Here is a 25,429-nt window from a genome sequence, read left to right as displayed (position 1 = left end):
ACTCCATCAGCCCGGTTCGGTTCATCGTAGCAGCTTTTGCGAAGTTCCGATTATCCCCGCCGGGTTGAAGATCGCCATGGCGAGGAATCTTGCCGTCCAGTTTGAGGCCGGCGCAAAACAGAAACCCCGCCGTTTCGGCGGGGTTTTCGTCGGAGCAGCGAGATCGGGGATCAGGCCGGGATGCGCTCGTCGGCCTCGTGCGGCTCGCGCAGCACGTAGCCGCGGCCCCACACGGTCTCGATGAAGTTGCGGCCTTCGGAAGCGTTGGCGAGCTTCTTGCGCAGCTTGCAGATGAAGACGTCGATGATCTTCAATTCCGGCTCGTCCATGCCGCCATAGAGATGGTTCAGGAACATTTCCTTGGTCAGCGTGGTGCCCTTGCGCAGCGAGAGCAGCTCCAGCATCTGGTATTCTTTGCCGGTCAGATGCACGCGCTGGCCACCGACTTCCACCGTCTTGGTGTCGAGATTGACCACGAGGTCGCCGGTCTGGATGACGGACTGGGCATGGCCCTTGGAGCGGCGCACGATCGCATGGATGCGCGCGACCAGTTCGTCCTTGTGGAAGGGCTTGGTCATGTAGTCGTCGGCGCCGACGCCGAGACCCTTGACCTTGTCCTCGATGCCGGCGAGGCCGGAGAGGATCAGAATGGGGGTTTTGATCTTGGAGACCCGGAGCTGCTTCAGCACGTCGTAGCCGGACATGTCGGGCAGGTTCAGGTCGAGAAGGATAATGTCGTAGTCGTAAAGTTTGCCGAGGTCGACGCCTTCTTCGCCGAGGTCCGTCGTATAGACGTTGAAACTCTCGGATTTGAGCATCAATTCGATCGACTGCGCGACGGCGCTGTCATCTTCTATCAGCAAAACGCGCATGCCAGTCCCCTTTAGTCGCCGCTCCTGGGCGTCAGGTCGGCCGCACTTGCGGCACTCACAAAACGCCTTTGCACAACTGATTCGGATCCTGACGAGACATGGTTAACAAAAACTGATTCCCATTCGCAAGGTCCACAGTGCAATTTTTTTCGAATCGCCCTAAGATATTGCGTGGAAGCAGCTTTTCTCATCCGTTCTCGTTCAAGCTCCACATTAAGAGGCGGTACTAACCGACTCTCGCGACTCGCCCTTCTTCTGAACAGGCAAGCGACCTCAGTCACCCAAAGACAGTGACGCAATGATTAATGATGCGGGTAAACACGAAGTTAAGCGGATGCGCAGAAATCGGCGAAACTTAAGGTTTTCGCAATGAAGGCGCTCGCGGAACAGATCGGCGACATCGACGGCGTCAATATTTATGGCCGTGTGGTCGGCGTCCGCGGGCTCATGGTTGAGATCGCCGGGCCTATCCATGCGATGTCGGTCGGCGCCCGCATCGTGATCGACGTTGGCGGCAATCGCTTCATCCCGGCGGAGGTGATCGGCTTCTCCGGCAGCAACGCGGTGGTGATGCCGTTCGGTGGTCTCGAAGGCGTCAGGCGTGGCTGCCGTGCCGTCATCGCCAATGCCGCCGGCTTCGTGCGGCCGTCGCCGGCCTGGCTCGGCCGCGTCGTCAACGCGATGGGCGAGCCGATCGATGGCAAGGGGCCACTGCCGCAGGGTGCCTCTCCCGTTCCCTTCCGTAACTCACCGCCGCCGGCGCATTCGCGCAAGCGGGTGGGCAGCCCGCTCGATCTCGGCATCCGCGCGCTCAACACCTTCCTGACCTGCTGCCGCGGCCAGCGGCTCGGCATCTTCGCCGGCTCCGGCGTCGGCAAGTCGGTGCTGCTGTCGATGCTGGCGCGCAACGTCGATGCCGACATCTCGGTGATCGGGCTGATCGGCGAACGCGGCCGCGAGGTACAGGAATTCCTCCAGGAGGACCTCGGCGAGGAGGGCCTCGCGCGCTCGGTGGTCGTGGTCGCGACCTCCGACGAGCCGGCCTTGATGCGGCGGCAGGCCGCCTATCTCACGCTCGCGATCGCGGAGTCTTTTCGCGACGAGGACAAGGAGGTGCTGTGCCTGATGGACTCGGTGACGCGCTTTGCCATGGCACAGCGCGAGATCGGCCTGTCCGCCGGCGAGCCGCCCACCGCCAAGGGCTACACGCCGACGGTGTTCACCGAACTGCCGAAGCTCCTGGAGCGGGCAGGGCCGGGGACCGGGGTCGGCGCCATCACCGCGATCTTCACGGTGCTGGTCGATGGCGATGACCATAATGAGCCGATCGCGGACGCCGTGCGCGGCATCCTCGATGGTCACATCGTGATGCAGCGTTCGATCGCTGAGCGCGGGCGCTATCCTGCGATCAACATCCTCAAATCAGTCTCGCGCACGATGCCGCGTTCGGCCGATCCGGCGTTTCTCCCCGTTATCACCAGGGCGCGGCAGGTGATGGCGACGTATGCCGATATGGAGGAGTTGATCCGGCTCGGCGCCTACCGGGCGGGTTCCAGCCCGGAAGTGGACGAGGCGATCCGCCTGCACGAGCCTTTGGAGGCCTTCCTGCGCCAGGCCAAGGGCGAGTCGGTCGGTTTGGCCGACGGCTACCGGCAACTTGCGCAAATCCTCTCGAATTTGGAAACGGAACGCTAACTTTGTCGGGCCATCATCCGCCGCACGTCATTAGCTGCGCCGGCGGGGCCCGGGGGGAGCCGGCCTTGTCCCGCGTTCAAAATCGGGACTTCTGGGGAGTATGAGTCGATGAAGTCACGTGACACGCTGATCCGCCTGAAGAAGTTTCAGGTCGACGAGAAGCGCCGCAGGGTCACCCAGATCGAAGGCATGATCGCCGATTTCCACCGCATGTCAGTGGAGCTTGAGCGAGAGATTCAGGTCGAGCAGGAGCGAGCCGGGATCAACGATCCCTCCCACTTCGCCTATCCGACCTATGCCAAGGCTGCGATCCAGCGCCGCGAAAACCTGACCCGCTCCGCGGACGAACTGCGCATCCAGCTCGAAGAGGCCAAGGCGCAGCTCGGCGAAGCCTTCGAGGAACTCAAGAAGGTCGAGCTCCTGGATGAGCGCGACCAGGCGCGCGAGCGCGCCGAAGAGAGCGCCCGCGAGCAGGCCGACATGGACTCGATCGGCTTGATGCGCGCGCGCCTCGGCGTCGCCTGATCCCTGAAACTCCGCACGTCGGACGGGAACCGAACCCGGGCCGCAAGGCTCGGGTTTTGCTTTGGAAAGGTCCCTGGTCCAATCGGCTGGTGGACCGCTTCATGCCGAACTATGCTACGAAGGGTTAGGACTAATTCCCGGCATCAGGCGAACAGGGATCGCGATTTTGGGGGATGCTGAATGCTGACGCCGGCTGAGCTGGTCTGGCTGATCGCTGCCGTTGCGAAGGGGGATGAGGCCGCTTTCGAGCGCTTATACGTGGCCACGCGGGCGAAACTCTTCGGGGTCGTCCTGCGTATCTTGCGGCGACAGGATCTTGCCGAGGAGGTCATTCAGGATACTTACGTCAAGATCTGGAGCAGCGCGGGACAATTCAATCCGGCGCTCGCGTCGCCGATCACCTGGATGACATCCATTGCCCGCAACCGCGCCATCGACCTGGTTCGCAAGAAGGGTGAAACCTCGCTGGAGGAAGAGCCTGCGGCGATGGACGTCGCGGCCGAGACGCCCGATCCGCTGGCGCGACGCGAGATGACGGAGGAATTGCGCCGGCTGCTCGAATGCGTCGGCCGTCTGGAGCCGGACCGGCAGAAGCTCGTGCTGCTCGCCTACTACAACGGCTGGAGCCGCGAGCAGCTCGCCGCCAAATTCGAGACGCCGGTGAACACGGTGAAGACGTGGCTGCGCCGCAGCCTGCTGGAGATCAGGGAGTGTCTTGGATTTTGAAGGCTTGGATTTTGAAGGTTTGGGTTGACGTCGTGTGATGGCCGATAACGAGGACCATATCGCGCTCGCCGCGGAATATGCGCTCGGCACCCTCGATGCGGAGGAGCGCGCGCAGGTCGAGACCATGATGGCGATGGACAAGGAGTTCACCGCGCTCGTGCAGGCCTGGGAATTCAGGCTCGGCCCGCTCAACCAGATGGTGGGCCTGGTCGAGCCGCCGCCGGTCGTGTGGGAGAACATCCGGAGCGCGATCGGGCAGTCCTCCGCGCCGCAAGCGCCCTTGGCACTGGCCCCGGAGGCGCCGCCAGTTCAGCCACCCCCCGTCGAGCCTGCGGTCGTCGCGGAGGCGCATGTTCAGCAAGCTCCGATCATCGACGACGGTCGGGTCGTCCAACTCGCAAGCCGGCTGAGGCGCTGGCGCGGTGTGGCGTCGGCGGTAAGCGCGATCGCGGCGGCGCTCCTGGTGGTGCTGGGGCTTCAGGTCTACCGGCCGGATTCCCTGCCTGACGCCATCCGTCCCAAGCCCCGCACGCAGATCGTGGAAGTGAAGACGCCGGCAGCGCCGCCATCCGGGCAATATGTCGCCGTGCTGCAGCAGGACGGCAACTCACCGGCCTTCATCCTGACCGTCGATGCCGCCACCAGGAATTTCACGGTGCGCCGGGTCGGCGCGACAGAGGAGCCCGGCAAGAGCTTCGAACTCTGGCTGATCTCCGACAAGCTGCCGCAGCCGCGCTCGCTCGGCGTGATTGGCGCGAGTGAGTTCACCGAGCGCCCGGTGCTGTCATCCTACGATCCCGCCACGATCAGTGACGCGACCTACGCGGTCACCGTCGAGCCGGCGGGCGGATCGCCGACGGGCAGCCCGACCTCGGCACCGATCTTTTCCGGCAGACTGATCGAGAGCGTGCCGCCGGGGGCGCCGGCGCCGAACCGCTGATTCATTAGTTTGAGCATGATCTCCGCGCAAACGCTGCGCGTTTGTCGCGAGGGAAAACCGGTCTCCACTTTTCCGGATCATGCTCGAAAAAGAAAACGCCCGTGGGGAGCGGGCGTTTTCGATAGTCAACTTGGGGGTAGTTGGGGGTCTTAATATCCACGTGGCCTTTGGGGGGCTGTAAAGAACCACGTGAATTCCGTAAATTCCTCTCCTGCTCTAGCGTACGAGCGAATTGTTCGATGAGGTGATGGCCACCGGCTTGCCGGCCTTCATCACCCGCGCGGTCTGGTACTCATCCACGCTGCTGCGCGCCATGATGCCAAGGCCGGCCACGACCACACCCGCTACGAGTGCAACGACCACAATCTTGAGATGGGTCGTCCGATCCGCGCTGTAGATCGAGTGGTTCATGGAAGTCTCCTGCCGCCTTCCCTGTCGCTTTAACTTGTGTCGGACAGTTCTTCCGACAGGTTCAACATCGTCGCGCCTTCCCAACATAGGAATCGCGGATTCCGTTCCGTAGAGGCGATCACAAGCCCGTGAATAGACGTGATCCGACGCGATCGAAGTTGGCGGTGAAGAGAATATTATCTAGTTATTGCAATGCCTTAGATGGAAAACGCTGCGCGTCGTCGGTAAGCCGTTGAAATTAAGCCATTTTCCACAAACCAGTTGCATGTGACGAAAATGCTTCGGCGCTCTGCAACTGATTTGCGCAACCCTCACACGCTACCGACCGTCTTCAGGCGCGCCCGCGGATGGATCTCCGCCTGCGACAGAACGGTGGTCTGCGAGCGGAACCGTTCAACCAGTGAGCGAACGAAAGGCCGGATCGCAGCCGAGGTCACCAGCACCGGCGCCTCGCCCTCGCGCGCGGCCTGCTCGAAGGCGTTGCGGGTTGCGGTCATGAACTCCGACAGTTTCGACGGCTGCATCGCAAGGCTCTTGTCCTCGCCGGTGCCTACGATCGATTCCGCAAACGCCTGCTCCCAGCGCGCCGACAGCGCGATCAGCGGCAGATAGCCGTTGTGGGAGGTGTTCTGCGCGCAGATCTGCCGCGCCAGGCGGGCGCGGACATGCTCGACCATGGTCGCCGGATTGCGCGAGAAGGCAAGCGCGTCCGCGATGCCTTCGAGGATGGTCGAGAGGTCGCGGATCGACACGCGCTCGGCCAGCAGCAGTTGCAGCACGCGCTGGATGCCGGAGATCGTGACCTGGTTCGGCACGATGTCCTTGATCAGCTCGCCCTGTTCCTTCGGCAGCTCCTTAAGCAGCTTCTGCACCTCGCCGTAGGACAAGAGGTCCGACATGTTGTTCTTGAGCAGCTCGGTCAGGTGCGTCGACAGCACGGTGGCGGCATCGACCACGGTGTAGCCCTTCAGCGAGGCCTCTTCCTTCAGCGCAGCGTCGACCCAGGTCGCAGGCAGCCCGAACGTCGGCTCGACGGTGTGGATGCCGGGGATCGCAACCTGGTTGCCGGCGGGGTCCATCACCATGAACTGGTTCGGCCAGATCCGCCCCGTGCCGGCGTCGACCTCCTTGATCTTGATGACGTAGGTGTTGGCCTCGAGCTGGACGTTGTCGAGGATGCGCACCGCCGGCATCACGAAACCCATCTCGACCGCGAGCGAGCGGCGCAGCGCCTTGATCTGCTCGGTCAATCGGTCGGTGCCGTCAGGGCCATTGACGAGCGGCAGCAGCGCATAGCCGAGCTCGATCTTGAGGTCGTCGATCTTGAGCGCGCTCGAGATCGGCTCCTCGGCAGCCGCTGCGGCTGCCGCTGCCGCAGCAGCGGGGGCGGCCGCAGCGGCGACTTGGGCGGCCTTGGCGGCATGCTTCTGCTTGCGCGCGGTCCAGGCCAGCGCGGCGGCGCCGGAGCCGAGCGCCAGGAACGGGATCATCGGAATGCCCGGCAGCAGCGCCAGCACGATCATCACGCCAGCCGACATGCCGAGCGCCTGCGGATAGCCCGAGAGCTGATTCATCAGCGCCTTGTCGGCGGCCCCGGAGACGCCGGCCTTCGACACCAACAGGCCCGCGGCGGTCGAGACGATCAGCGCCGGCACCTGAGTCACCAGGCCGTCGCCGACGGTCAGCACGGTGTAGGTGCGCGCGGCCTCGCCAAAGCCCAGCCCCTGCTGGGCGACGCCGATGATGATGCCGCCGACGACGTTGATGAACACGACGAGCAGGCCCGCGATGGCGTCGCCACGGACGAATTTCGAGGCACCGTCCATGGCGCCGAAGAAGCCGCTTTCGTCCTCCAGCTCCTTGCGCCGCTCCTTGGCGACTTTCTCGTCGATCAGGCCGGCGGAGAGGTCGGCGTCGATCGCCATCTGCTTGCCCGGCATCGAATCCAGGTGGAAGCGCGCCGCGACTTCGGCGATGCGGCCCGAACCCTTGGTGATGACCACGAAGTTGACGATGACCAGGATCGCGAACACGATGATCCCGATCACGAAATTGCCGCCCATCACGAAGTTGCCGAAGGCCTCGATGACGTGGCCGGCCGCCGCCGTGCCCTCGTGCCCGCGCGACAGGATCAACCGCGTGGATGCGAGGTTGAGCGACAGCCGCAGCATGGTCGAGATCAAGAGGATGGTCGGGAACGAGGAGAATTCCAGCGGCGCCTGGATGAACAGCGCGGTCATCAGGATCAAGACCGACAGCGTGATCGAGATCGCCAGGAACAGGTCGAGCACGATCGAGGGCAGCGGCAGGATCAGCACCACCAGGATGGTGAGGATGCCGAACGCGAGCGCGATATCGCCGCGCTTCAGGACGTTGGTGATGTCGGCCAAGGAGAAGCCGCCGGATGCCGTGCCCTGACCCGCCGTCACGTCGACCATGGTAGCCCGATCCCCCCGCGCCTGCCGAGCGCGGCCGCCAAATGTCTGCGCAGCGGCTTGCGGGCCGCCGCTCCGAAAGTGAGGCACCGCGCTGGCGTCCACGGGGGATCTCCTCCCGTTCTACGCGACCGACGACACTCGACTTCACCCGGCAATTTTTGCCCAGCGTATGGTTAGTAAAGGGTTAACGGGGAGGTTCTGATCCAAATGTCAAACAGCGGAGAGGATGTGAGTCCGCATTCTCGCGGCGCGATGCGTCCGAGCTTTGCGTTACTTTCCACCCTCTCATCGAATAGAGGGCGCAGGGAAAGCCGGGTGCCGGTTGCACCCGTGGGCCCCGTGCAACAAAAAGCACGGGGGTAGGACCACAGGTCAACCGGAGCAACTCCGGCTTTCCCTGCGCGATGGTTTACGGCTTACTTCGTGCTCTTCCCGGTGACCGGGCTTTCTTGCCACCGTCATCTCTTGCGCGAAACTTGTTTCGCGCAAAAAAACTTAGCGCCAGCGTCGGGGCGCCAGAACCACACGACTTCGCCGTCCGTGATGGGCGTGCTCGTCAGTCACACCCATCACGTCCACCGCATCTCACCGCAACGTTCGTGACGATCGCGACCCGCCCCTCATTCGCGCTGAGACGCGCGGAGTTAAATCACTGATTTGCCCGACGACGGAAGCGGAATGTTTTTTGCGCGAGGACTGGACAGGGCAAATCAGGTTGAAATCGCTGTAGAAATTCGTGTGTCTTGTCTCGTGTTCGAACCGCTTCTCTCAAGGTGTTGGTATAGCAGCAGCAACATTCGCCTGCCTGATCTGGCTGACGGTCGGAACGTGCGCCGTGATCAGCGGCGAGTCGCCAGCATTGAACGTGAGGGTCCGGTTACCCGTCGTCACCTGCTTGCTTCGATGCGTTGATCTAAATCAAAAGCGGGCAGCGGGATTGCGCTTTAAGGAATGATACCGGGTCGGCTGGAATTCTTGCGTCGAGTGGCTGGCAGGCAAAGGAGGATTGCAATGTTCTTCTTTCAGGAGGGCTTCACCTATCGAAATTTCCTGCTAGACGTCCTCACCATATTCTTCTTCATTGTGTGGTTCTGGCTGCTCATTACTGTCGCTTCCGATCTATTCCGACGCCACGACATTTCCGGCTGGGTCAAGGCAATATGGGTGATAGGATGGATAGTGTTTCCATTCATCTTCATGCTTGCATACTTGATCTTTCAGGGAAGGGGCATGGCGGAGCGTAACATGCAACAAGCTCGGCAGGCGCGCGACGAGCTCAGGAGCGCAATTGGCTTCAGCGTCGCAGATGAAATCGAAAAGCTCGGTCGGCTGAAACAGGCAGGGTCGATCAGCGACGCCGAATTTGCACGACTGCGCGCTCGGCTCGTACAGTAACGCTGCCCGGCTCTTCCTCGCGCTGATATCCTTGCTGTGCTGCCCGAACCCAGATCTATCGGCATGTCCGTGGACGTGGCAAAAGAGCGTCGCCAGCGGATTCATCCCAGAGCGCACGGAACCCGTCCGTAGTTCTACCGATAGTGCGTTCAAGCCCTATTCATCGTCGATCATCTAACCACAGTTCGGGAGGCGCGACTGCTCGGGATGAAACCATGTCGCTTTCGCAGGACGATTTCGATCCTTTAGGCATTGTCGTCGATTGGCTCGATGCCTGCCGTTCAGGACAACTCGATGCTTTGCTCGATCTATATGATGAGCAAGCGACGCTGGTATGCGATTGCGAACGCGTAAGCCTGACGGGACGCCTGTCCATCACGGACTACTGGAAGTCGAAGCTCGAAAGCAAGTCGGCATCCGCCTACACGCTCGATGACATGACCCTGACCGCCGACGGAGTTCAGGTCGATTATCAAAGCCATGAAGGCAAGCCGGTCCGCATTCGCTTTCGTTTCAGTCCGTCGGGCAAAATACTCTACACAAGCTGCGACCTGCTGTTTCCTTGCGCCGCCTAGAGCATGTTCTCCGCGCAAACGCTTCGCGTTTGTCGCGAGGGAAAACCGGTGTCCAGTTTTCCGGATCGTGCTCTACGCGGCGCGAACGTATCCGTAGCGCAGGTTCGATGGGTCCTTGGCCCCCAAGGTGTACTCAGTCTTGAGCGCCGCCAGGCGGTCCTCGGAAAAGGCCGGCATGCTGCTGTTGTCAGCCGCCTTCAGCTTGATCTTGTAGAACTTGGTCGCGTTGCCGGCGAAGATCTGCTGCTTGACGGTGCTGTTCGCGTCGCCGAGCGGCGCAAACCCGTACTTCTTCTGCATATCATCCGGGATTTCGAGCCGGCGTAGCGCCTCGATCTGCCATTGCGGCGAGCCGTACCAAACCGAATCGGTGCCCCACATGACATGATCCACCCCCATGCCCTTGATCAGCGTGCCGACCAGCGCGGCGCAGAACTTCGGATGCGCGACCGCCGAGTTGGCAAAGGACGTGCCTAACTCGGCATAGACATTGGTGACGCCGAACTTCTGCGGGATTTCCGCAAGATCAGAGGCCCACTGAATGCGGCCCGTTTGTTCGAAATCCGCCCATGCCTTGTCCGGCAACTCGAGGAACGGCCGCAGCGCCGAGTGATAGATCACGAAGTTCATCTGCGGCCAATCCTTGGCTGCCTTTCCGACGTCCCAAGCGGTTGCGTATTCCCAGACGCCGGCGAACGATTTCTCGTAATCGGGCGGCAGCAGTCCCTTGTGGATGCAAAGCGTGTTGATGCCCGCCTTCACCGCCTTTTCGTAGAACGGGTACATCACCTGCTCGTCGTCGAGCCGCCACGGGAACTTGGAGGGCGCCAGCGGATCGCCGATCGTATAGGACTTCCAGGAATCCGGCTTGTAGACCTCGATCGCCTTGTCGACCTCCTCCATCCAGCCGGGCTGTTTGGGCGTTATGACGCTGTGCGCCAGCAGGCGCCGGGAGCCAGCGAAGTCGTTGATGAGTTCGCGCGCCTTGACGATCTGCTCGTTGGACAGCAGCCACCAGCTCGGATCGTCAAACGGTGCTCCACTCAGGAGGGCCATATTGGTGTCGCTGTCGTAATAGATTTCCTTGACGTAGTTCTGGAACTTGTAGCGGGCGAGCGACGACACGCCTTCCTCCTTCATCTTCGGATTCCAGTGGTCACTCGCAAATTGCGCCAGTCCCAACAGCTCCTTGTGGTCGAAGTCGTCGCAGACAAAGTGAGTCTGAACGTCGAAGATGAACTGCTCGGCGAGCTTTTGCGTCCGGGCGAGCATCAAATCAGGTTCGCGGGCCTCGGCGGGCGCGACTTGAAAGACATTACCGTAGATATCGTTCATGGCTAGAAAGGCAGCAGCCATGCCGCAGCTCGTGTGCAGGAACTGCCGGCGGCTCAGGCCCAGCCGCTTGCCGTTGGCATCTGCAAGCTCGTTGATTCGAGTTTCAACCTTCTTTTGAAGGGCGCTCTGGGGAGGCGGGAGATACTCGCCGTTTGAGACGATCTGGGTCGGAATCGGCATTGCCGCCGATGCTGCTTCTGCGCCGGCAACGAGGCGCTGTTCTCGTTCGCTAAGCCAACTGCTCATCGTTCTCCTCCCCGGCTTTGTTGGCATGGACCAATGCCAATTGCGCTCACGTGGCCCGAGCGCGTGGCCACTTCCGATCCGCTGGAGGTAGATGCGCCCGGCATACGGCGTTCTGTCCGCATCGAGCGATCAGGACAGAAAGACTGCTTGAGAATTTGATAGGACCAGTGGCACCCGCTTAGGTCGTGGACTCAACGCCCAAACTTGTACCAGCGCAAGCGACGTAATCCGGCAGCTTCGCTGTCCCAATCCTTCGTCGCCGCGGCTGCGAGCAGACAGGCATTCCGGATTTGGCCCGCAGCCGACTTGGGGGCTGAATCCGACAACGTCCACTTTCAGATGTAACCCGGGCTGAGCTTGGGGTGGCCGCAACGTCGGCTTTTGACCCTAAGCGGACATTACCCTTCTGGTATCCCGGCCGTTCGCATGCCCTCATACAATTGCTCAAGCCTGGCCATCCATTCTGGATTGTCGAACCGGAAGACGTTGATGCGGTATCGACGTATGGTGAAGCTGCGATCAAGTGCCAAGCCGGCCTCTGCGCTGGATCGTGCCTCCTTCAGGTTTCCCATCATCGCCAGCGCGCCGGCGAAGTGAAAATGAGAAAGCGCGTGATTGGGATTGGCTTCAATGCTCCGGCGAAGCCAGTCGAGTGCCCCAAGGTCCGTTTTGGTCATCAACTTAGCCATCCCGACAAACATGAACCAAAGAAAGGCGCGTGTATCGCGCGGGGACAGTCGCAGTGCATCTTGAACGTGCCCCTCTACCTCCTCGCCACGCTCCAGCACATACTTTCCAAGCCCGATGAACCCATGTGCATCGGCTAGATTCCGATCCAGGGCCAGTGCTTGATGACATTCAGCTATACCTTTGGCGGCGCGGCTTGTCCGAATTTGAACTGCGCCGAGGAGCATGTGGGCTCTCGGATGATTCGGGGCACGTAACAACACGCTGTTCAGTGCGCTCTCCGCGGTCTTGAAATGTACTGATCCGTCATCGGTCATAAAGGATGAACCCATTGATACATCGACCTGAGCCGCGGCAACTGCCGCTTCGATATTGTCGGGATCAAGGGCCAAGCCACGCACGAAGAATTCCTTTGCTCGCGCCAAGAAAGCAGGTGTCACTCCCTTGTTCAGGAAAGCCCTACCCTGAAAGTATAAATCCATGGCGTCCGGGCGGTGTGACCGTTCTGCGTGCCGCGCTTCGGCTTTGATGAGTTCGGCATTCAGCGTATTGGCCAGTCGCGATACGATCTCATCCTGCATATCCAGCAAATCAGCAGCCGGCTTGTCGAAGCGCTCGGCCCACAGATGGGTTCTGGTTTGAGTGTCGGTTAATTGGGCGTTCAGGCGAAAGCGGTTGCCACCGTATTGCACCGACCCTTCCAGCACGTAACGTACATTCAGCTCACGGCCGATCTCCCTTACGTCCACCGCTTTTCCCTTGAAAGAGAACGCGGTGCTGCGACCGATGACGAACGCGCCGGCGATGCGTGACAAGTCCGTTGTAAGGCTGTCCGTCACACCATCAGCGAAATACTCTTGCTCAGGATCACCGCCGAGGTTTGCGAACGGTAGAACAACGATGGACAGATGCGGCATCGCAGATGAAGTCGACGCTTCCTCAAGGTCAGGGCGCTCTAGCTCCGCGGCGATCGAAAGGTCTGCGCCGGCAATCGGGTTTCCGCTGATTGCCAGCATGTAGCCGCGGCGCGGCAGGGTCCTTAAGGCCGATCGATCGACCTCTCCCAAAGCCCGCCTGACATCGCCAACGGCATGGACGAGCGAGTCCTCCGTAACCTCACAGTCCGGCCAGACTTCATCCATGATTTCGTCTTTGGCTACCAAATGCCCGGCTCGCGTGGCGAGAAGCCGAAGTAACAGCCAGGCCCGAGGGCGCAAGGGCACTATATCGCCGCGTCCATCGATCAACAGCTCGCGGCCAAGGTCAATGGTCCGGTCGCCGAGAACGATTGAATGCTGCGATGACTTAAGCAAGGCCGCCTCTTGCAGGTCTCTTTCGGAAAATTTCGGCAATATTTCGGGACGCAAGGTCAATCGTACAGCATCATGGTGCAGCGTGGGATAGCGACAGCTTCCGGGCGGCCGATTCCCAAAAAAATGCAACGAGCAAGAGGCGCGCATCCATGATCCGCCCAATCTTCTTCGCCGCGCTAAGCCGTTCAGTTTTCAGCCTTTTGGGAATCGCACTATTTGCCTTCGCCATTTTCCCGGCGGTTGTCCAAGGCCAAGAATTCAAAGTTACCCTCCTGGGCACAGGGTGCCCTCCGGCCGTTATGAACCGGTTCGGGCCGAGCACCCTCGTGGAAGCGGGTAGACAGAAGTTCATTTTCGACGCAGGCCGGGGTGCCCTTCAGCGGCTCAACCAGGTCAAGGTGCCGTGGCAGGGAATAGACGCCGTCTTTCTCACTCACTTGCACTCAGACCACGTGGTCGGCTTCCCGGATCTGTGGCTGACCGGTTGGCTTGTGGGCCGGCCAGGGCGGGATCGACCATTGCAAGTGCGGGGGCCAAGTGGGACCAAGCGCATGATGTCGTTCCTCGAGCAGGCGTTCGAGTATGATATCCGGATTCGATTATCCGACGACCGAGCACCACGAGACGGCGTGGTTATCCTCGCCGAGGACATCACCGAGGGTGTCGTATATGAGAACAGCGGCGTGAAGATCACCGCGTTTGAAGTGGACCACACGCCGGTGAAGCCTGCTTTCGGCTATCGGATCGATTATTCAGGCCGGTCTGTTGTGCTTTCCGGAGACACTCGCTTATCTGAAAATCTCATTCGGCACGCCCAGAACGTTGATCTGTTGGTTCACAACGTTGTCTCACCAGAGACATTCCAGCGCATTGGAGTTCCGCCGGCGCAGACAGCAAACATCATCGCGCACCACACCACGCCCGAGCAAGCGGGCGAGGTGTTCGCTCGGACAAAGCCTAAGCTGGCAGTGTATTCACACATCGTGTTGCCAAACGCCGCCGAGCAAGATCTGATTCCGCCAACGCGGAAGACTTACTCGGGTCCAGTGGAACTTGGTGAAGATCTGATGTTAATCGAGGTTGGAGAGAGGGTTGAAGTCCGAAGGCCCTCTAAGCCGTGACGCCATCCGCTTGAAGCCTGCTACTAGGTGCTTATCGGACTAGCCTCTTTATGCGCGCCGCCCTTTGCCGGCACGCGAATGGCTACGGCCTATTCGCCGACAGGTCCGCTCATGGCCCGCAGCCGACCTGGCCGCTGAAGCCGCCAAAGTCCGATTTCAGATGTAGAGCGGACTGAGCTTGGGGTAAGCCGCATCGTCGGCTTCTTGGCCCGCAGCGGCTCTGCGAGGCAACGCGGTTGACGTTTCGCGGTCGCGCGGCCGGCTGCTCGCGCCCGTACGCGGCAGTCATCACCCCAGATGCACGCGTTTTCTGCGCAGATAAGTCTACGCAGTCTGCGTAAACTTGGTTGCTATGCGAACCGGTGTCCACCCTCGGATCAAGTCCGAGGGTATGCTTCGCTCGAAAACGCTCTAGTCCAGCTTTACTCCGGCCTCGTTCACGACCTTGCGCCAGCGCACGACTTCTGCGGACACCATGGTCGCGAACGCAGAACCGGTGACGTCGGGTACGTCGGAGCCGTTGCGCTCCCAGGCCTCCTTGATTGACGCTGTCTTCATGGCTTTCTGCAGCTCCTTGACCATCTGCTTGACGATCTCCGGCGGCGTGTTCTTCGGTGCGAACAGGCCGTACCAGGTCGACACTTCATAACCAGCCAGGCCCGCTTCATTGGCCGTGGGAAGATCGGGGAACGCCGCCACCCGCTTTGGCGCGGCCACCGCAAGCGCCCGCAACTGCCCGGCCCTGATCGGCGCGGCCGACGAGCCGAGCCCGTCGAACACGACGGGGACGTGGCCGGCGATGAGATCCTGCATTGCGGGCCCGGCCCCGCGATAGGGGACGTGCTGGATGTTTGTCTTGGTCAGGATCTTGAACAGCTCGCCCGCGAGGTGATGCGTGGTGCCGGCCCCGGCGGAGCCGTAATTCAATTTACCCGGGTTGGCGCGCACGTAGGTGATGAACTCGGCGAGTGTCTTGGCCGCAACCTTGTCGGGATTGACGACCACCACCTGCGGCGGCCGCGCGATCAGGGCCACCGCGACAAAATCCTTCTCGATGTCGTAGTCGAGATTGGGATAGAGCGATGGCGCGATGGCGTGATGCGCCGCGCCCATGAAGAACGTGTAGCCGTCCGGCGCGGCCTTGGCGGCCGCCGAAGCGCCCACCGTGCCGCCTGCGCCGGCGCGGTTTTCGATCAACACGCGCTTGCCTAGCTGGGTGTCAAGCTGGGCTGCGAGCGGGCGGGCAAAGGCGTCGGTGCCGCCGCCGGCCGCGAATGGCACGATGAAGGTGATCGGCTTCTGAGGCCACGAGTCGGCCCAGGCGTGGCCGGCCAGGACAAAAAGGCCCGCCAGAAGCGCAAACAAGGTGTAGCCAATTGGTTTCAGCCTCACGTCAGTCTCCTCCCCGATGGTGCGAGGTCACGTCCTCTCGTCGGCAGCGCCTTTTTCTTCTTCTTGATTCCGGGTGGATCAACCGGAGTGGAGAGGACAGTGAGCCTTCTAGCTGTATGCAAGATCCATGCATGATCCAGCAAATGGATCATCCGGACAAGGTCGACGACCGGGGCGTATGGTCGCTCCCATCCGCGACCGGGAGGGCGGGCGGCCAGGTCTTGCAGACTGTCCGGCATGAGATCCGCGATCCCGTGCCGTGCTGGACGGCCAGACGACTGCGGCACACAAGGCGCGGGCGGTTTCATCAAATCAGCCCGGGCGGTACATGGGCTGTCAGCTATGACCAGACCGGTCTGGACAATCGGTCAACCGCGCCAATGGCGCGAACAAGTACGTCCTGCGCGTCCCCAAGAGTGAATCCGATCGGGGGGCGCACTGCAGCTTGCGACCCTGGCTGTGTCGAGCGAAAGATCGAAAACGCGGCGGGAATTACAGTCTTCAGTTCGTTCTTTGAGAGGCGGTGTTCAGTCCACCCGCTCGGCATCATGCGCATAGAGCCAGCCAATATTGGCGATCGAGCGGTCGCCGGACGCGGCCATTGCTTCGTCGCGGGCGCGTTGGTCGTCGCCGTCGGGTAGATGGAAGCGGGTGCGGTTGGCGGCACTGGCCTGCTGCAGCCTCGTGCTGCGAGGCTTGCGTATCGCTTCATAGCGCGCCAGAGCGCCCGCGATGTCATCAGGCGAGGCCTTGAGGAGCGCCGCGAGCGCGGCGCCGTCTTCGATCGATTGCGCGGCGCCCTGCGCCATCATCGGTAGCATGGGATGACAGGCATCGCCCAGAAGCGTAAAGCGACCGGCGCTCCAGCGCGGCAGCTCGGCGCGATCGTGCAGCGCCCAGATGAAGGTTTCCGGAAAAGCCGCGATCAGCCGGCGTACCGTCGGATGCCAGTCCTCATAGCGCGCCAGCACATCGGCCACCTCGCCTTTGTCGGTCCAGGACTCCCGTGTCCAGTCGCCGTACTCGGAGACGCAGACCACGTTCATCATCCGCCCGCCCGCGACCCAGTAGTGCACAACATGGCCGCCCGGTCCCAACCAGCTATGCGACGCAACCTCGATGTCGAGATGCCTGATGCGCTCGGCAGGCACGAGAGCGCGCCAAGCGACGCAGCCAGTGAAACGTGGCCTCTCGGGACCGAAGACGAGATCGCGCACGCGCGAATGGATGCCATCGGCGCCGACCAGAAGGTCTGCTTCTGCCGTCGCGCCATTCTCGAACTGCGCGACTACGCGCTCGCCCTTCTGCTCTACCCCCGTAAGCTTGTGGCCGACATGCAAATGCCCTTGCGGCAGCGCATCGGCCAGAAGGCTGACAAGGTCGGCGCGGTGGAAGTGGTAGTATGGCGCGTCGAAGGCCGCCTCGACCTCAAGCCCGAGCGGTGCGCGCTGCAAGGTACGTCCATTGTCCCACCGCCGCTGATGCATTGCACCCGGTCGGACCCCGACGGCATCCATCGCCGCTTTGAGGCCGAGCCGCAGCAAGAGTCGGGACGCGTTGGGGCTGATCTGTATGCCTGCGCCGATCTCGGCGATGTGCGGCGCCTGCTCGTAGACATGCGCGTCGAGCCCAGCCCTCAGAAGCTGCAGCGCCGCTGAGTTTCCGCCGATCCCTCCGCCGATGACCACGACTTTCATGGGAACTCGCTTACTTAGGGAGCGTATGATCTGCCTAGGTAGGTACCATCGCAATCCGTCGAATGTGACGGTCGGCCCTGTACCTCCGTATAGGGTTGTTCACGCGTCCTGCTTCTTGCAGATCGGAAGCAGGCGTCAACTGAACGAGCAGGCGGGGGTCACTGTCTTAACAAGTTGTAAACTTCTATTGATCAATTTGACCAACTTAGCCCATGTAGCAAGGAGCTCCAAATGATGCGCCGCGAGCGTAAAGAGTTGGAACAGAAACTTGCGCAAACCCGAAGGCTGGCACAGGAACCGACCGATCTGTTCACGCGCGAACGGTTGGCGCAGCTTATCGAGGACTTGGAGTTTCAGTTGGAGGCAGGTCGCGTTGCCGCCTAGGCTCCCGATGGGAGCGCGCTCCTCCGCCCGCAGATGATGCGTTCGTCTGTCGCAACGGCTGTGTCCACCGCATCTCACCGCAACGTTTGTGGCGATCGCGAGCCGCGCGTCGTTCGCGGCCGGGACAGGCGGAGTTGAATCATCGATTTGCCCGAGACGCCGCTTGCACGGCGCCTCGGGATGAGGGCGGTGGTGATCCGCCGCGGCTTTCGAGCGCGATCTCTCACTTCTGCGCCACAGCGGTCTTGTCGAGCGCGGCGCGGACTCCTCGGGCGAGCTTCAGCGCGTCGTCGTTGGCCCAGAAATGGATGAAGAACATCCGCGGCTGCTCGTCGAGCATGTGGCTGTGGATCGCGGTCACCTCGATGTCGCCGGCGCGCAGAGCCTGGATCAGCGGATTGACCTCATCGCCGGTGACCAGGAAGTCGCCGGTGATGGCGGCCTTGCCGCCGCCGGTCGGCTGGAAGTTGATCCCATTGGCGCCGCCCATCGCGGGGGTGACCGTCATGCCTGCTTCGGTCGCGGGTTCGCGGCGCGGGATGGCGAACTGATCGACGCCGCCGACGATCGTCCCCTTGGCGTGCATGATCTCGTCGAGCTTCGCGGTGTCGAGCTCGACGGCGGGCGCGGGCCCTGCGGTGGTTGCCGGCGGATCGAACGGCGTCTTGCTGCCGGTCGACAGCGCTTCCCGGATCGCGGTGGCCAGCTTCGCCGGATCGCCATGTCCCGCGACATGCATGTAGAATGTCGCGGGCGAGGCACGCAGGATGTGGTTATGAACAGCGGTGATGTCCACGCCGCTGTTCAAGAGCTTCGTCATGACAGGCGTGATCTCGGATTCGAGCAGGACGACATCGCCCATCACCATCGCCTGGCCGTCCATGGGGGCGAAAGCCACCCAGCCGCCAAGCGCGAGCGCGGGCTTGATCGCGACGCCGTCGAGGGTGACGTGCAGATCGGACCGCGGCAGGCCATAGCGATGGACCTCGCCGCTGACGGTAGCGGTCTTGCCGAGCGCAGCGTCCACCTTCTTCCAGTCGATCGCCTCTGCATGAGCGTCCGAGATGAACGGCTCCGCAAAGATGTTCCAGTCGACCGGCTGCGCTGCGGCAAGGCTCGGCAACAGCAGGGCTGCCGCGATGGCGGCAAGACGAGTTTTCATGGTCATGGGGATTGGCTCCTCTTGTTGGAGTTCTTGCATTGGAGATGGTTGTGCGCGCGGCCGTGGAGCGCGGCTCTATCGCCGCTCCTTGAATTGACCGCCGCTGTCGACGACGATGTGGACTTCCTTGCCGTCCTTGACCGCTTTCACGATCGTGCCTTCGGCGGTTGATTTCATTTCGCCGACTTGCGAGTAGCCCGCGGCCTCTAGCTTCGCGACGAGTTCTTCTCGCGTCAGGGCATAAGCAGGCGACAGCGCGCCCGCGATCGTCAGGCAAAGGGCTGCGCCAGAGATCAGTCGCATCATGGTCTTTGCTCCCAGGTTTTGCCTCCAGCCCGTTTGTTCACTGTCATTGTCATCCTGCTGAGCTCCTCATGCGCTTCGGTCAGATGACGCCGGTCAGCCGCAACAGGACGCCGGCGATGCAGGACGCCACGAGGACGACGAGCATCCCCATATTGAAGCGGAAGATCGCAGTCGCCGCCGCTATCGACAGCGCCAGCGCCGGCCAGTCCACGCTGTTCAGCGCCGGTGCATCGAAGGAGAGGCCGAAGCCTTGCACCGGAAAAGTCTGCCGGAAGATCGTGTGCAGCGCGAACCAGATGGAGAGATTGAGGATGACGCCGACGACCGCGGCGGTGATCGCCGAGAGCGCACTGGCGAGCGCCTTGTTGCCGCGCATGGTCTCGATGTAGGGACCGCCGAGGAAGATCCAGAGGAAGCAGGGCGTAAAGGTGACCCAGGTCGCAAGCAGCCCTCCGAGCGTGCCGGCCAGCATCGGGGACAGCCCGCTTGCCTCGCGGAACGCGGCCATGAATCCCACGAACTGGACGACCATGATCAGCGGTCCGGGCGTCGTCTCGGCCATGCCGAGGCCGTCGAGCATCTCGCGCGGGGTCACCCAGTGATAGTAGTCGGCCGCCTGCTGCGCGACATAGGCCAGCACGGCATAGGCGCCGCCGAACGTCACCAGCGCCATCTTGCTGAAGAAGATCGCGACCTGGCTGAAGACGTTGGACGGACCGAGCCCAACGAGCAGCGCGGCGACCGGAATGAGCCAGAGCGCAAGCCAGATGGCGCCAACGCGCAGCGCCCGCGACGCGTTGGGCCGAACGTGGTCCGGGACCGCTTCGTCGAGCATGCTGTCGATCGCGGCGGCATTCTTTCCGCCATGCTCGATTGCAGCGAATTCCGGCCTGCCGAGCCGGGCGCCGATGTAGCCGATGGCGCCGGCAGCCATGATGATCAGCGGAAACGGCGCCGCGAAAAAGAAGATCGCGACGAACGCGATCGCCGCGATCGCGATCATGACCGGATTGCGAAGTGCGCGCTTGCCGAGGCGGACCACGGCCTGGATCACGATCGCAAGGACGGCCGCCTTCAGGCCGAAGAACAGCGCCTCGACGAAGCCGACATTGCCATAGGCGGCATAGACGTAGCTGAGTCCCATGATGGCGAAGACGCCGGGCAGGATGAACAGGCCGCCCGCCACGATCCCGCCGACGGTCCGGTGCAGGAGCCAGCCGATATAGGTCGCAAGCTGCTGCGCCTCGGGTCCGGGCAGCAGCATGCAGTAGTTGAGCGCATGCAGGAAACGACCTTCCGAAATCCAGTTCTTCTCCTCGACGAGGATGTGATGCATCACCGCGATCTGCCCGGCGGGTCCGCCGAAGCTCAAGATCGCGACGCGCAGCCAGACCCGAAGCGCATCGGCAAAGGCGATGCCGTGCGCGTCCTCGTGCGAGGTGGCTTTCTGATCTGCGGTGAGGTCGGTCATGGCTTCACCTTGCTGGTGGGCCAGTTGTGCGTCTCCTTGGTTGCATCGCGGCACCAGCGATAGAAGGCATCGTAGAGAAGAAGGCCGGCGTTGAGCTGCTCGAGATCGTCGTCATACATGCGCGACAGGCCGAGCGAGGCCGCGAGCAGGCCCGGCGCCTCCGGAGAAAGCTCGAGACGCGCCGTATCGGCCGCGCGCACCATGATGGCGAGCCGTTCGAGTGCGGGCGTCGCGAGGCCGAATTCCTGCACCATCACGTCGAACGTGCAGAGTTCGCCGCGGTGGCTCCAGAACACGTTCTCGATGTCGAACGGCGTGGCAGAAAAGCGCTCGGCGACCGCAACCACTTCCGCAGGCGTGACGAACAGGAAGACCGCGGCCGGATCGACGAAACGGCGGATCAGCCACGGACAGGCGATGCGATCGATCTTCGGCCGCGATCGCGTCACCCAGACCGTGCGCCCGCGTGCGTCCCGCTTCGGAATCTTGTCGGCGGGGACGGTCGGCAGATTGGCCTGTTTCCAGCCGAGATGGCCGCCTTCGAGGATCTCGGCGGCGATGCCATTGTGGCGGAGCCAGGCGGCGGCGCCTTCGCTGAGCTTCTGGCCCTTGTTGCAGATGACGACGGTCGGACGTCCGGCCAGGTCTCGTGCCCAGTCGTGAACCTCGAGATGCGAGCGATGCGTCGCGCCCGGGATCAGGCGCGGGTCCGCCGCGAAGTCCTCATCGACGCGAACGTCGATCAGAACAGGCACGCTGGCGGTGCCGATCAGTCGTGAAAGCTTGTCGGGGGAAATGGAGGTGTATGAAGACATGCTGCGTCCCTCATCAGTTAAGGACGCGATTCTTGGGCATGTCGCCTCGCGGGGAGATCGCCTAATCCCCGTAGGGGAAATAAACTCCTTGCGGCCGACCATGTCAATCGACACCGCGCGCGGCTTAGACGGTCATGACGAACCCCTGATCGGATGGTTCCGATCGGTTCCGCGCCACCGGCACGCGTTGTGACGAACCGATAACGCACGTCTTGTTGACCGCCTCTCCTGATTGACGCCCCAGATTTGTGGTTCGATCTTGATCTAGAGCCTGGCAATTGGGCCGGAGTGGAGGTCATCTGATGAGCCCCGCGAACGCAGTTTCCAGTCCGGTCATCGCCACCGTTGCTTCAGCCGATATCGAGCGGGCGATTTCCCTTCTTGTGCTTGCCTTCAGCGCCGATCCGGTGGCGCGTTGGACCTATCCCGATCCGGACCAGTATCTCGCATCGTTCCGGGCCCTTGTGCGCGCATTCGGCGGACGCGCTTTTGAACAGGATACGGCACGCCGTGTCGACGATTATGCAGGGGTGGCACTGTGGCTGCCGCCGGGCATAGAACCCGACGAGGCAGCACTTGCAGCAACCATGCCGGCAGGGCGAGAGTCCGAGATGGCCGCGGTCTTCGAGGGGATGGCCGCCTATCATCCCAACGAAGCTCATTGGTATCTGCCGCTGATCGGTGTCGATCCGCTGTATCGCGGCAAGGGCTTCGGTGGGGCGCTGCTGGAGGACGCCGCTCGGCTGTTCGATCGGGATCATGTTGCCGCCTATCTCGAATCCACCAACCCGGCCAACATCCCGCTGTACCAGCGATATGGCTTCGAGGTGCTTGGCACGGTCCAGGTGGGCGCATCGCCGCCGCTGTTTCCAATGCTGCGTCGAGCTCGCTAAGGGCGCTGGTTCACCAACACTAAGTCTTATTCCGGCCACGTATTCTCCCTCATCCTCATCCCGAGGAGGCCGCACTGCGGCCGTCTCGAGGGATGAGTTCCGGGCGAGATCTGGGCCTCATGGTTCCCAAGGCGATGCGAAGCATCGTCCGGAGACGCGCGAAGACGCGCTCCTCACCATGAGGGTCTGCATCCGTTCTTTGCCGCACGTCAGCGCCGCATCGTGCTCGGCTGTTTCCGAACAAGAACAAAGGGTAGCTGCAGCGCACCAACCAAAGATTGAATTGTCCGATGACAGACCGGGGAAAGCGGATGTAGCCTCACGAAAAATCAAATGCGCGGGAGGATGGCATGCCAGACGCAGTGGTTGCAGCACGTGCTTCAGAGGCGACAAACGGCACGGCGCAACAAGTCGACGTCGCAGTGGTGGGGGCCGGCTTTGCGGGCCTCTATCTTCTCCATCGGTTGGCCAAGGCCGGCTTCACGACGGTGGCATTGGAGGAGGCCGACGACGTCGGCGGCACCTGGTACTGGAATCGCTATCCCGGCGCACGTTGCGACATCCAGACCATCGACTACAGCTACACGTTTGATCCGGAGCTGGAGAGCGCCTGGCAATGGTCCGAGAAATACGCCACCCAACCTGAGATCCTGCGCTATCTCGGCTTCGTCGCCGATCGTTACGATCTCAGGCGCCATATCCGCTTCGGCACGAAAGTCACCGCGGCGACGTGGGATGAGAGCGCGGAACGCTGGCTGCTCACATCAGACAATGGCGCGGCCGTGTCCTGCCGTTATTACATCATGGCGACGGGCTGCCTCTCCGCGCCCAAGCCGCCGGAGATTGATGGCGTCAAGGACTTCAAGGGCGAGGTCTATTTCACCAGCCGCTGGCCGCATGAGGGTGTGAACCTCGCCGGCAAGCGCGTTGCCGTCATCGGCACCGGCTCGTCAGGAATCCAGTCGATCCCGTTGATCGCGGAGCAGGCGGCGCAGCTCACCGTTTTCCAGCGCACGCCGAACTTTGCGCTGCCCGCGCATAATGGTCCCCCGCCGGCAGATCGGCTCGGCATGCTGGAGGGCGACCGTGCCGGCTATCGCGAGCAGGCCCGCTGGTCACTCACCGGCGTTCCATATCCGCAGCAGACCGTCGTGAGCTGGCAATTGAGCGATGCCGAGCGGCGCGAGCGCTTCGAAAAGGCGTGGGCCGCCGGCGATCTTGTCCACGTCCTGACCCAGCTCTGGGCCGATCAGGGTGTGGACGTCGATGGCAACACGCTGGTCTCTGACCTGATCCGCGAAAAGATCCGCGCGGTCGTGAAGGATCCCGATACGGCCGAAGCGCTGAGCCCGCATGATCATCCGTTCGGAGCCAAGCGTCCCTGTCTCGATACCAATTATTACGCCACCTATAACCGTCCCAACGTCACACTGGTGAATTTGAGGCAGGAGCCGATCCAGGCGATCACGGCCTCGGGCATCACGACCGACAAGCGCAGCTTCGATCTCGATGTGATCGTGTTCGCCACCGGCTTCGACGCCATGACCGGCGCCATCAAGGCCGTGCATCCGATCACCGGACGTAGCGGAAAATCGCTGTCCGACGTCTGGGCTGAGGGACCGCAGACTTATCTCGGGCTGACCGTTGCCGGATTCCCCAACCTGTTCATGATCACGGGGCCGGGCAGCCCGTCGGTGCTGTCGAACATGGCGGTCTCGATCGAGCAGCATATCGACTGGGTGGTCGACCGGTTGATCGCGCTGCGCGAAGCGGGCTTCACCACCATCGAGGCCACCGACACGGCCCAGGCCGGTTGGGCGCGACACATGGCCGACTGCTCGATGGTCACGCTGCATCGGCTCGCCAACACCTGGTACACGGGCGCAAACGTTCCGGGCAAGGCGTGGGGCGTGATGCCTTATTGTGGCGGCGTCGGCCCGTATCGCAGCATCTGCAACGAGATCGTGAGCCGCGGCATGCTCGGCTTCAGGCTCACCGGGCCCGACGTTGCAGAGCAATGCAACGACGGCGAGGTGGTACGCCTGCAACCGGATGTGCGGCTCGTGCTCGGGATGCTCGAGGATATGAAGCTGCCGCCGATCGAACAGCTTGGCGCCCAGGGCGCGCGCGACTTCCTCGATGAGTTCAACAAGGGCCGTCCCGCGGGCCGGCCGGTCGGCGAGATCGTCGACGGCACGCTACCCGGCAATGACGGTCCGCTGCCGTACCGGCTCTATCGGCCGGCGACGCCGGGGCCGCATCCGATCGCGGTCTATTTCCATGGCGGCGGCTGGGTGCTGGGCGACGAGCAATCTGACGATCCGTTCTGCCGCGACATGTGCCGGCGGAGCGGAATGATCTTCGTCAGCGTCGGCTATCGGCATGCGCCCTGGCACCGCTTCCCGACGGCGGCCGAGGACGGCTTTGCCGCGACGCGCTGGATTGCCGAGCATGCGGCCGAGCTCGGCGGCGTGCCGGGACCGGTGCTGGTCGCCGGCTGGAGCGCCGGCGGAAACATCGCGGCCGTCACCTGCCAGCTCGCGCGCGATCGCGGCGGTCCAGAAATCGCGGGGCAACTGTTGATCTGTCCGGTCACCGACTGCACGTTCGACCGGCGATCCTACACCGACAACGCGACAGGCTACTTCCTGACGCGTTCGCTGATGTATTGGTTCTGGGACATCTACTGCTCGCCTGCGGATCGGACCGATCCGCGCGCTTCGCCGTTGCGCGGCAGGCTCGAGGGCTTTGCCCCCGGCCTTCGCCGTAACCTGCGAGTTCGATCCGCTGCGCGACGAGGGGCTCGCTTATGCCGAAGCGCTTGCTGCTGCCGGCGTGCCGGTCGAGCAGCTCGACGCCCGCGGCCATTTCCACTGTTCCTTCACGATGGTTGACGTGATCATCACCGGCGTCAGCGGGCGTGTGCGGATGGCCGAAGCCTTGCGCCGGTTTGCCGGGCTGGGTGAGGAGGGGATGGTGCCTATCGCTGCGGCCGCGGAGTAGGACAACATAGGATGGGTTTCGCTCCGC

Annotated in this window: 20 protein-coding genes and 1 pseudogene; 10 read left to right on the top strand and 11 right to left on the bottom strand. The window is 62.4% G+C overall.

What is annotated here, in order from left to right; all coding sequences use genetic code 11:
• Nucleotides 1–170: 170 nt before the first annotated feature.
• A complete protein-coding gene (ctrA, locus tag ACVJGD_RS17450; protein ID WP_016848562.1) occupies nt 171–872 on the bottom strand; it encodes a response regulator transcription factor CtrA in 702 nt (233 codons plus the stop codon).
• Nucleotides 873–1,241: 369 nt separating this feature from the next.
• Between ctrA and fliI the strand changes: the two genes are divergently transcribed.
• The 4 genes from fliI (at nt 1,242) to ACVJGD_RS17430 (ending at nt 4,758) form a co-directional block, all read left to right on the top strand.
• Complete coding sequence (fliI, locus tag ACVJGD_RS17445) at nt 1,242–2,567, top strand: flagellar protein export ATPase FliI (RefSeq protein WP_456635504.1); 1,326 nt, start codon at nt 1,242–1,244, stop codon at nt 2,565–2,567.
• Nucleotides 2,568–2,675: 108 nt separating this feature from the next.
• A complete protein-coding gene (fliJ, locus tag ACVJGD_RS17440; RefSeq protein WP_456635503.1) occupies nt 2,676–3,092 on the top strand; it encodes a flagellar export protein FliJ in 417 nt (138 codons plus the stop codon).
• Nucleotides 3,093–3,272: 180 nt separating this feature from the next.
• Nucleotides 3,273–3,818 carry a sigma-70 family RNA polymerase sigma factor gene (locus ACVJGD_RS17435; protein ID WP_456635502.1) on the top strand — a complete coding sequence of 182 codons (546 nt, stop codon included), beginning with the start codon at nt 3,273–3,275 and terminating at the stop codon, nt 3,816–3,818.
• Between the two features lie 37 nt (nt 3,819–3,855).
• Nucleotides 3,856–4,758, top strand: a complete 903-nt coding sequence (locus tag ACVJGD_RS17430) for an anti-sigma factor (RefSeq protein ID WP_456635501.1) — start codon at nt 3,856–3,858, stop codon at nt 4,756–4,758.
• A gap of 216 nt (nt 4,759–4,974) precedes the next feature.
• Here the strand turns inward: ACVJGD_RS17430 and ACVJGD_RS17425 are convergent, their stop codons facing one another.
• Together ACVJGD_RS17425 and flhA are read right to left on the bottom strand one after the other, a co-directional pair.
• Nucleotides 4,975–5,169 (bottom strand): hypothetical protein, encoded by a 195-nt coding sequence (locus tag ACVJGD_RS17425; RefSeq protein WP_456635500.1) that lies wholly within the window; start codon nt 5,167–5,169, stop codon nt 4,975–4,977.
• 311 nt (nt 5,170–5,480) lie between these two features.
• Nucleotides 5,481–7,709, bottom strand: a complete 2,229-nt coding sequence (flhA, locus tag ACVJGD_RS17420; RefSeq protein WP_456635499.1) for a flagellar biosynthesis protein FlhA — start codon at nt 7,707–7,709, stop codon at nt 5,481–5,483.
• A 909-nt stretch (nt 7,710–8,618) separates the two neighbouring features.
• Between flhA and ACVJGD_RS17415 the strand changes: the two genes are divergently transcribed.
• Both ACVJGD_RS17415 and ACVJGD_RS17410 read left to right on the top strand, forming a co-directional pair.
• The gene (locus ACVJGD_RS17415; RefSeq protein WP_456635498.1) at nt 8,619–9,002 is read left to right on the top strand and encodes an SHOCT domain-containing protein; all 384 of its coding nucleotides are present in this window, start codon (nt 8,619–8,621) and stop codon (nt 9,000–9,002) included.
• A 215-nt stretch (nt 9,003–9,217) separates the two neighbouring features.
• Nucleotides 9,218–9,577: a YybH family protein gene (locus ACVJGD_RS17410; RefSeq protein ID WP_456635497.1), complete on the top strand. Its 360-nt coding sequence runs from the start codon at nt 9,218–9,220 to the stop codon at nt 9,575–9,577.
• A 72-nt stretch (nt 9,578–9,649) separates the two neighbouring features.
• Here ACVJGD_RS17410 and ACVJGD_RS17405 read toward each other — a convergent pair whose 3' ends face one another.
• Together ACVJGD_RS17405 and ACVJGD_RS17400 are read right to left on the bottom strand one after the other, a co-directional pair.
• Nucleotides 9,650–11,158, bottom strand: a complete 1,509-nt coding sequence (locus ACVJGD_RS17405) for an amidohydrolase family protein (protein WP_456635496.1) — start codon at nt 11,156–11,158, stop codon at nt 9,650–9,652.
• Between the two features lie 398 nt (nt 11,159–11,556).
• Entirely contained in the window at nt 11,557–13,218 is a 1,662-nt protein-coding gene (locus ACVJGD_RS17400) for a winged helix-turn-helix domain-containing protein (RefSeq protein ID WP_456635495.1), read from the bottom strand.
• Between the two features lie 89 nt (nt 13,219–13,307).
• On the opposite strand from ACVJGD_RS17400, the gene ACVJGD_RS17395 reads away from it, so the two are divergent.
• Nucleotides 13,308–14,279 carry an MBL fold metallo-hydrolase gene (locus ACVJGD_RS17395; RefSeq protein WP_456635494.1) on the top strand — a complete coding sequence of 324 codons (972 nt, stop codon included), beginning with the start codon at nt 13,308–13,310 and terminating at the stop codon, nt 14,277–14,279.
• A 411-nt stretch (nt 14,280–14,690) separates the two neighbouring features.
• On the opposite strand, the gene ACVJGD_RS17390 is transcribed toward ACVJGD_RS17395, so the two are convergent.
• Nucleotides 14,691–15,671 (bottom strand): Bug family tripartite tricarboxylate transporter substrate binding protein, encoded by a 981-nt coding sequence (locus ACVJGD_RS17390; RefSeq protein ID WP_456635493.1) that lies wholly within the window; start codon nt 15,669–15,671, stop codon nt 14,691–14,693.
• A gap of 527 nt (nt 15,672–16,198) precedes the next feature.
• Nucleotides 16,199–17,368 carry an FAD-dependent monooxygenase gene (locus ACVJGD_RS17385; protein WP_456635492.1) on the bottom strand — a complete coding sequence of 390 codons (1,170 nt, stop codon included), beginning with the start codon at nt 17,366–17,368 and terminating at the stop codon, nt 16,199–16,201.
• 231 nt (nt 17,369–17,599) lie between these two features.
• Between ACVJGD_RS17385 and ACVJGD_RS17380 the strand changes: the two genes are divergently transcribed.
• A complete protein-coding gene (locus ACVJGD_RS17380; protein WP_456635491.1) occupies nt 17,600–17,752 on the top strand; it encodes a hypothetical protein in 153 nt (50 codons plus the stop codon).
• Nucleotides 17,753–17,975: 223 nt separating this feature from the next.
• Here ACVJGD_RS17380 and ACVJGD_RS17375 read toward each other — a convergent pair whose 3' ends face one another.
• From ACVJGD_RS17375 to ACVJGD_RS17360, 4 genes are all read right to left on the bottom strand, one after another.
• On the bottom strand, nt 17,976–18,920 hold the full coding sequence (locus tag ACVJGD_RS17375; protein WP_456635490.1) for a DUF1259 domain-containing protein: 945 nt from the start codon (nt 18,918–18,920) through the stop codon (nt 17,976–17,978).
• Between the two features lie 69 nt (nt 18,921–18,989).
• Nucleotides 18,990–19,217 carry a PepSY domain-containing protein gene (locus ACVJGD_RS17370; protein ID WP_456640278.1) on the bottom strand — a complete coding sequence of 76 codons (228 nt, stop codon included), beginning with the start codon at nt 19,215–19,217 and terminating at the stop codon, nt 18,990–18,992.
• 82 nt (nt 19,218–19,299) lie between these two features.
• Nucleotides 19,300–20,691 (bottom strand): chromate efflux transporter, encoded by a 1,392-nt coding sequence (chrA, locus tag ACVJGD_RS17365; protein ID WP_456635489.1) that lies wholly within the window; start codon nt 20,689–20,691, stop codon nt 19,300–19,302.
• Nucleotides 20,688–21,506, bottom strand: coding sequence for a chromate resistance protein ChrB domain-containing protein (locus ACVJGD_RS17360; RefSeq protein ID WP_456635488.1), 819 nt, complete (start codon nt 21,504–21,506; stop codon nt 20,688–20,690). The genes chrA and ACVJGD_RS17360 overlap by 4 nt, the downstream gene beginning before the upstream one ends.
• 302 nt (nt 21,507–21,808) lie before the next feature.
• On the opposite strand from ACVJGD_RS17360, the gene ACVJGD_RS17355 reads away from it, so the two are divergent.
• Both ACVJGD_RS17355 and ACVJGD_RS17350 read left to right on the top strand, forming a co-directional pair.
• Nucleotides 21,809–22,399, top strand: a complete 591-nt coding sequence (locus ACVJGD_RS17355; RefSeq protein WP_456635487.1) for a GNAT family N-acetyltransferase — start codon at nt 21,809–21,811, stop codon at nt 22,397–22,399.
• Between the two features lie 350 nt (nt 22,400–22,749).
• A pseudogene (locus tag ACVJGD_RS17350) lies at nt 22,750–25,402 on the top strand (flavin-containing monooxygenase).
• Nucleotides 25,403–25,429: the final 27 nt, after the last annotated feature.

Source organism: Bradyrhizobium sp. USDA 10063 (assembly GCF_054063735.1).
Note: the sequence above shows the minus strand (reverse complement) of the source record. Positions and strands in the feature narration are given on the sequence as shown.

Bases quoted from the DNA above. Each gene is read 5' to 3' on its own strand.
- ctrA (WP_016848562.1), bottom strand. From the start codon at position 872: ATGCGCGTTTTGCTGATAGAAGATGACAGCGCCGTCGCGCAGTCGATC.
- fliI (WP_456635504.1), top strand. From the start codon at position 1,242: ATGAAGGCGCTCGCGGAACAGATCGGCGACATCGACGGCGTCAATATT.
- fliJ (WP_456635503.1), top strand. From the start codon at position 2,676: ATGAAGTCACGTGACACGCTGATCCGCCTGAAGAAGTTTCAGGTCGAC.
- ACVJGD_RS17435 (WP_456635502.1), top strand. From the start codon at position 3,273: ATGCTGACGCCGGCTGAGCTGGTCTGGCTGATCGCTGCCGTTGCGAAG.
- ACVJGD_RS17430 (WP_456635501.1), top strand. From the start codon at position 3,856: ATGGCCGATAACGAGGACCATATCGCGCTCGCCGCGGAATATGCGCTC.
- ACVJGD_RS17425 (WP_456635500.1), bottom strand. From the start codon at position 5,169: ATGAACCACTCGATCTACAGCGCGGATCGGACGACCCATCTCAAGATT.
- ACVJGD_RS17415 (WP_456635498.1), top strand. From the start codon at position 8,619: ATGTTCTTCTTTCAGGAGGGCTTCACCTATCGAAATTTCCTGCTAGAC.
- ACVJGD_RS17410 (WP_456635497.1), top strand. From the start codon at position 9,218: ATGTCGCTTTCGCAGGACGATTTCGATCCTTTAGGCATTGTCGTCGAT.
- ACVJGD_RS17405 (WP_456635496.1), bottom strand. From the start codon at position 11,158: ATGAGCAGTTGGCTTAGCGAACGAGAACAGCGCCTCGTTGCCGGCGCA.
- ACVJGD_RS17395 (WP_456635494.1), top strand. From the start codon at position 13,308: ATGATCCGCCCAATCTTCTTCGCCGCGCTAAGCCGTTCAGTTTTCAGC.
- ACVJGD_RS17385 (WP_456635492.1), bottom strand. From the start codon at position 17,368: ATGAAAGTCGTGGTCATCGGCGGAGGGATCGGCGGAAACTCAGCGGCG.
- ACVJGD_RS17380 (WP_456635491.1), top strand. From the start codon at position 17,600: ATGATGCGCCGCGAGCGTAAAGAGTTGGAACAGAAACTTGCGCAAACC.
- ACVJGD_RS17375 (WP_456635490.1), bottom strand. From the start codon at position 18,920: ATGACCATGAAAACTCGTCTTGCCGCCATCGCGGCAGCCCTGCTGTTG.
- ACVJGD_RS17370 (WP_456640278.1), bottom strand. From the start codon at position 19,217: ATGCGACTGATCTCTGGCGCAGCCCTTTGCCTGACGATCGCGGGCGCG.
- chrA (WP_456635489.1), bottom strand. From the start codon at position 20,691: ATGACCGACCTCACCGCAGATCAGAAAGCCACCTCGCACGAGGACGCG.
- ACVJGD_RS17360 (WP_456635488.1), bottom strand. From the start codon at position 21,506: ATGTCTTCATACACCTCCATTTCCCCCGACAAGCTTTCACGACTGATC.
- ACVJGD_RS17355 (WP_456635487.1), top strand. From the start codon at position 21,809: ATGAGCCCCGCGAACGCAGTTTCCAGTCCGGTCATCGCCACCGTTGCT.